Here is a 6,193-nt window from a genome sequence, read left to right on the forward strand (position 1 = left end):
ATGCGGTTAGCGCCATCCAACAAGCTGGGATCGGCATTGCCGCCATAGCCTGCGTAGACATAGCCCTCCTGAGAAACCGTCAGGTTCACCGGGCTGACCAGACGACGAATGACCGCTTCCTGATAAGCCCGTGTGTTTTTCCCCAATATTTTCAGTGTCGCTGACAGACGCAACCATAACCCCGGATCGGCCTGCGCCAGTACCCGGTCTTTCAGGCCGGTTTTAGCGGCTGACCACCAGGCTTTACAGGTCAGGTAACTGTTTGGCCCGGTATAAGGCCGCCCATTGTCCCGGCTCTCCTGCCACGGAAAGTCCGCGCGGGGTGTGCGGAATTGCAGCGTCTGGTAATCCCCGGCTAAAAACGTGCGGCTGCCCAGCCAGCTGATATCATTCAAAATAATCGGATCGGTGGTGTGCTCCTGATCGCGTTGTTTCCACTGATACAGTGCTAAGGCATAGCAATCGTGGGTAAAATCCTGCACCACCGCCCACCAGAGCGGCACAGCCGCCGTCTGATTATTGTATTGACGCTAAATTTTGTTATTCTTGCTTAACTCTTTTAAAGTTTGAACCGTGTTTTTGATGGCTGTTTCTGTTGGTAACCGTTCTATAGAGCTGGCACCGAAAAAACCGTGACAATCCGGGCAAGAAGACAGAACATAAGCGACATCTTCAGGTTCTGCAATCGGCCCACCGTGGCACAGAACAATGATATCATCACGGACCGTCTTAGCCGCCAGGATGCATTCATTAATCAGCGATACACAAGAATCCAAATCATGTGATGTATGAGCACCAACATCACCACCAGTAGTTAATCCCATATGCACAACGATAATATCGGCTCCAGCTTCTGCCATCGCCACCGCCTCTTCTGTGTTAAAAACATAAGGCGTGGTCAGCATTCCCTTTTTATGTGCCAGGCGGATTAATTCGACTTCCAGTTCATAACCCATACCGGTTTCTTCCAGATTTTGTCTGAACTTTCCATCAATAAGCCCAACTGTTGGAAAATTTTGCACTCCAGCAAATCCCTGAGCTTTCAGTTCATCCAGAAAAAGGGAAATATTACAGAACGGATCAGTACCACAAACTCCGGCCAATACTGGGGTTTTTTTAACTATAGGCAGTACTTCATTTCCCATTTCTCTGACGATTTGGTTTGCATTACCATATGGCATTAATCCGGCTAATGACCCTCTGCCAGCCATTCTGTAACGACCTGAGTTATATACAATAATGAGGTCTACCCCGCCCATTTCTTCACAACGGGCTGAGAGTCCAGTGCCTGCGCCTGCGCCAATAATGGGTTCGTTACGCTCAACTTTTTGTTTAATTATTCTAATTATCTGATTATATTGCTTCATAAAAAATTCCCTGGTGTTACATAATTTCTTCAAGCTGTTGTTTAGCAAGAGAACAAAACTGAGGTGAATTAATATGGAAAGGTGTTTTTATAATTTTCCTTTGTTCTGTCTGAACCATCGTTTTTTCCAGTCCATCACAAAAAGCCTGCGTTGCCGTGGGTAAGTAGAAAGGTTTTCCTGGACAGTCCAGTGCAGAAAACCCACCTTCAGGAATAATGAAACGGATGGAACCGTGACACTTGTTCAGCTTATTTCCTATCCAGACACCAAGCTGATAGTTTTCTTCTGGTGTGGTTCTCATCAACGTGACCTGAGCATTGTGTTCGACAAATAATCTATCTCTATAGCATTCAGGGATCGTCTCTTTTGAACCAAAATTAACCATATCTAAAGCACCCGCACTACCTACCCAAGGGATGTTCTTTTCAGCAATGACATCCAGACGAGTATCAGGGCAGCTCAACACGCCTCCAAATAACAGATCAGCAATTTCTGTTAATGTAATGTCAAGAAAACCTGATAGTTCTCCATTATTCGCTAATTTTTCCATGCTTGCTCCACCGTTACCGGTTGCATGGAAAGTCAAACAGTCATATTGGGTATCTAATTTATCGATGAGCTGGTTCACGCAAGGCGTTGTAACACCAAACATGGTCAACCCTAAAGCCGGTTTATTTGTTCTGACTGGTGGCACTGTATAACTGACAGAACCTGCCATCATATATGCAGCATTCGTTAATATTGAGCGGGAAACGCGGTTCAATCCACAGAGATCGGTGACGGTATAGAGCATAGCAATATCACTGGCACCCACGTAACCTGAAACGTTTCCTGATGCCATCGTTGATACCATTATTTTGGGTAATCCGATGGGGAGATCCTGCATAGCCGGAGTGATCAGTGCTGTACCACCCGAACCACCAATACCAATTATGCCTGCTATATCATCAATTGAATTACGTAGAAAATTCGTAAGTGCAATAGACATTGCAGTGATCGTTTTGCCCCTCTCACCACAAAAAACGAAATCAAAACCTTCTGGGTGATATTCTGCGACTTGCAACGGAGATATATCTATCTCCTCGTTCTGTTTATTTTCTACAGGTAGTAATGTCGATACATCAATAATCGTTGAATCAACGCCTGCGTGATGTAAACAAGATTTCAGCCAGACAAGCTCTATCTAATTTTGTATCTGCTGTTCCTATTATCCCTACAAACATTAATGAGAGATGCTCTGCGTATTTCTCAATTGCGCTGGCAAGAAGCAGTATCCGATGAAAAGAATGGTGGCCAGTCTTCTATTCTAAAGAAAAATAACCGTAAGGAATCACTTACACTTGCCTTAGAGCCACTCAAGAATCAGCTTAACGATGATACAATACACAAAATTATTATGTTACTTTCAGTATTATATGGCACAGAAGCCATGGTTGTGCTGAAAGATAGTTTTTGCTTAGAAAATGATGAAATTGTCAATTTAATGACCTGGGCGGCAAAATTAATCATTAGACAAGCAATTATTGAAAATTCAGATAATGAGTAATCGATTTGGGTAAACTTACTTCATTCAGTTCCGAGTTGATCTATTTCATCAGTAACAGAGGGTCTAGGAAATGCCAACCTGGCACAAGTTAAGTTGGCATTTTTGGTGATTTTAAATATCTGAATGTCGTTCTAGATAAATATATGGTATGTGCGGTTACCTTTTTGAGTGCCCATTTTAAGTTCCGATAACACTCAACAATGAAATGTATTAATAAATTAAAGAACTCAATATTGCTATTCCTGCTGTTTTATTTTGTGATTATTATCACGGTTACTATGATTTTTTCTCTTTGTATTATTTCAATATAATACTTTGGAGTTATCCAGCATAACATATTGAATAATAATCAATACGGTCAACAGACATCTATTTTTTTGTAATTAATATCAATATGTAATTCAATAAAATACATGAGTAAATTACAATTTACATTGGTGTGGGGAGAGATAGAATGACCTTGTTTAGTATTTTGTGTAATCGCCATTTCATTTTTAAAGGTGGCCGTTTAGGCGGTCACCGAATTCAATCAGAAATCGACTCATCGTAATACGCCAATCTTGGATCGGCATCGTCCATTTTTTAGAGGCGGCCTGAATCGCCAGCCAGGCCACTTTTTTCACGGAATTATCTGACGGGAATATTTTGCGACGTTTGATTGCATGGCGGATCACGCTGTTCAGGGATTCTATTGCGTTTGTTGTATAGATCACTTTTCTGATTTCAGGCGGATAAGCAAAGAATGTTGATAAATTAGGCCAGTTTTCCCGCCAGCTCTTACTGATTTGAGGATAACGCTCATCCCACTGTTGGGCTAATGCCTCTAAAGCCAGTTGGGCGGCTTCTTCTGTCGGCGCCTGATAAATTTGTTTCAGATCTTTCACCACCGCCTTCGCGTCTTTCCAGGACACATAACGCAGATTATTGCGGATCATGTGCACGATACACAGTTGAACTTTAGACCCAACAGCTCTTTATGTCCTTCAGTATTGATACCTAACGCGATAAAGACTGATTTATTGATACTCTGGTTATCCTGACGGACTTTGACCACCAAACAGTCGAGATAAACCATGGGATACAGGCTATCCAGTGGGCGATTTTGCCATTCCGTGACTTGCTCTTTCACCGCATCGGTCACTTTGGCAACCAATGCGGGTGAAACATCCGCATCGTACAACTCTTTAAACGCGCCCGCGATATCACGGGTCGTCATTCCCTGGGCATATAACGCTAATATTTGCTCATTCATACCTGTGATACGGGTCTGATTTTTCTTCACAATTTGAGGTTCAAACGTACTTTCCCGATCTCGGGGAATGTGTAATTCCAATGTGCCTTCGTCAGTCAGGAGAGTTTTAGAAGAGTAGCCATTACGGGTATTAGAGCCGGATTTTGGCTGATGTTTTTCATGCCCTAAATGCGTCGCTAATTCCGCTTGAAGTGCGGCTTCGACCGTCAATTTTTTGAGGAAACGGGAGAGCTGACTGAGATCTTCCGGGGTTTTGAGACTTTTAGCCAGCTCAGTCGCCAGAACTTGTCACTGTTTTTCGTCCATTTTATCACCTGTTTTAGTTGATTAGTTAAACATAATCGAAACAGGCAATTACACAAATTTAGAAACAGGGTCATTTCGTTCCAGCTATTTTATGGTCTGATGATAATAATGGTTACATAGGCTCTTAAATCTAAAAAGGAATCCCAGCCGCTGAGCTGGGATTTTTTTTAATCCGGCGGCAGTTTATATCGTCATAGGAATAAAGATTTCATGTAGTTTGCGGCCACATAAACTCCGTTCGGTAATATCAAAATAATTAAATTAATTTGTCAGAGGTGATTATATGCCTATAAAAAACAGTCTGACGGCCCCTTTTTTACCACAAAGTAGCAATGGTATTATTGATGAATCAGAACTAAGTCAACCCGTATTGGTGGTAGTAGTAAACCAACGTGAACACGCTCATATTGGCGATTATATTATTGTTCATCTGAATGGAGACGTAAATATATCGTCAAAACCATTTTATATCATAGAGGAAAATATTCATCTTCCTAACTATAAAATAATAATACCATTTTCTGATATTCCTCTCGGTAGCTATGATGTTTTCTATACTGTTACCGACTGGACAGGAAATCCGGTGTCATCTGCAACTAGCCATGTCACAATTAAAAAGTCAGATTATCCACAGCCTGCGGTCATCGCTTCTTTAGAGGCAAAGATTTTGGCAAATGGTATGCCAGCCAATAATTACACTCCGAATTCTGTACTCATTATAGCTTTAGATGAAAAAAAGAAGATAGTACCCGGCGCATCAATACACATCGTCACCCATGACAATACGCATATTACGCCGTCTTCTGGTGTTACAAACCAGGATGGACAGGTGGTTTTTTGTGCGACTTCTGATACTTGCGGTCTTTCTTCAATACAAGTCGTATCAGGAAATATCAAGGATAAGATTGAACTGTATTTTTCTCCGGTTAATGAAGCAATAGTAATAATAACTGGCAGTGAAAAAATTGGTGAAGAATACGAAACAATTACAATCCAGGTTTTCGATAAAAATACAAAGGAACCAATTAAAAACTCTATTGTTCATTATAAAATAGACCAGGCTATAAGCATGAGTAACATATTAGAAATTTCTTTAAACCCCAAGACAATCCGGCCAATGATTACAGATGAAATAGGACAATTCCAAATAAACCTGAAAGGTAAGTCAGGAGGAAATTGTATTATAAGGGTTACTGCCAACAATTATGTCGGAAGCATAAACTATACCATGGGAAAACAGTAAGGAGATATTAACGATGGCAACGAAAACACTTTATTTTACAGGTGTAGAAAATAATTGGCATGTATCGTATTACTTTCTGACGCAAGCTGGTTATGATTATACAGTGACATTATTAGATAAGGATACTGGACAGGTTTACGAGACTTGGAGCAAACCAGATGACCCATCTGGCGACCCTCACAGTACGGCAGGTATCATTCTCTTCACAGGCGCACCTGGAAAACTTATATGTAAAGTTGATTGTCCCGAAAGCTCCAGGCTCGATGTTGACATGAGTAACAGTGACATAACGGCAAATGCGGGACAAATAACGCTAGGAAAGACCTATACCGCTGCCTTTGAGGATAACGGCGGCTCAAAAGCTCAAGCAGCTATTTTGTCATCAGAGAAGATCTCTGGAATTCTCATCGTGGGGTATTATCCCCACGATTTCCTGTTAATTCCTGTGATCCTTACTTCATCACCACGTCATCCTTAGA

The 6,193-nt window shown here is 41.5% G+C and carries 4 protein-coding genes and 3 pseudogenes; 3 read left to right on the plus strand and 4 right to left on the minus strand.

Annotation, left to right across the window (positions count from 1 at the left end; all coding sequences use genetic code 11):
* The 3 genes and pseudogenes from AAC147_RS04565 to AAC147_RS04575 all read right to left on the minus strand — a co-directional run.
* Positions 1-512 (minus strand): annotated as a pseudogene (locus tag AAC147_RS04565) (conjugal transfer protein TraG N-terminal domain-containing protein); the annotation flags it as partial.
* A gap of 18 nt (positions 513-530) precedes the next feature.
* Positions 531-1,367 (minus strand): phosphoenolpyruvate hydrolase family protein, encoded by an 837-nt coding sequence (locus tag AAC147_RS04570; RefSeq protein WP_047685818.1) that lies wholly within the window; start codon positions 1,365-1,367, stop codon positions 531-533.
* A 16-nt stretch (positions 1,368-1,383) separates the two neighbouring features.
* Positions 1,384-2,590: pseudogene (locus AAC147_RS04575) on the minus strand (Tm-1-like ATP-binding domain-containing protein).
* 2 nt (positions 2,591-2,592) lie between these two features.
* Here AAC147_RS04575 and AAC147_RS04580 point away from each other — a divergent pair.
* Complete coding sequence (locus AAC147_RS04580; protein ID WP_231571619.1) at positions 2,593-2,913, plus strand: hypothetical protein; 321 nt, start codon at positions 2,593-2,595, stop codon at positions 2,911-2,913.
* Between the two features lie 494 nt (positions 2,914-3,407).
* Here the strand turns inward: AAC147_RS04580 and AAC147_RS04585 are convergent.
* Positions 3,408-4,447, minus strand: a pseudogene (locus AAC147_RS04585) (IS256 family transposase).
* Between the two features lie 307 nt (positions 4,448-4,754).
* Between AAC147_RS04585 and AAC147_RS04590 the strand changes: the two are divergent.
* Both AAC147_RS04590 and AAC147_RS04595 read left to right on the plus strand, forming a co-directional pair.
* Positions 4,755-5,714, plus strand: coding sequence for an Ig-like domain-containing protein (locus AAC147_RS04590; RefSeq protein ID WP_047685820.1), 960 nt, complete (start codon positions 4,755-4,757; stop codon positions 5,712-5,714).
* A gap of 13 nt (positions 5,715-5,727) precedes the next feature.
* Positions 5,728-6,192, plus strand: a complete 465-nt coding sequence (locus AAC147_RS04595) for a hypothetical protein (protein WP_072032563.1) — start codon at positions 5,728-5,730, stop codon at positions 6,190-6,192.
* The last annotated feature ends 1 nt before the right edge of the window (position 6,193 follow it).

The sequence above is a fragment of the Xenorhabdus sp. NBAII XenSa04 genome, from assembly GCF_963866145.1.
GTDB lineage: Bacteria > Pseudomonadota > Gammaproteobacteria > Enterobacterales > Enterobacteriaceae > Xenorhabdus > Xenorhabdus indica.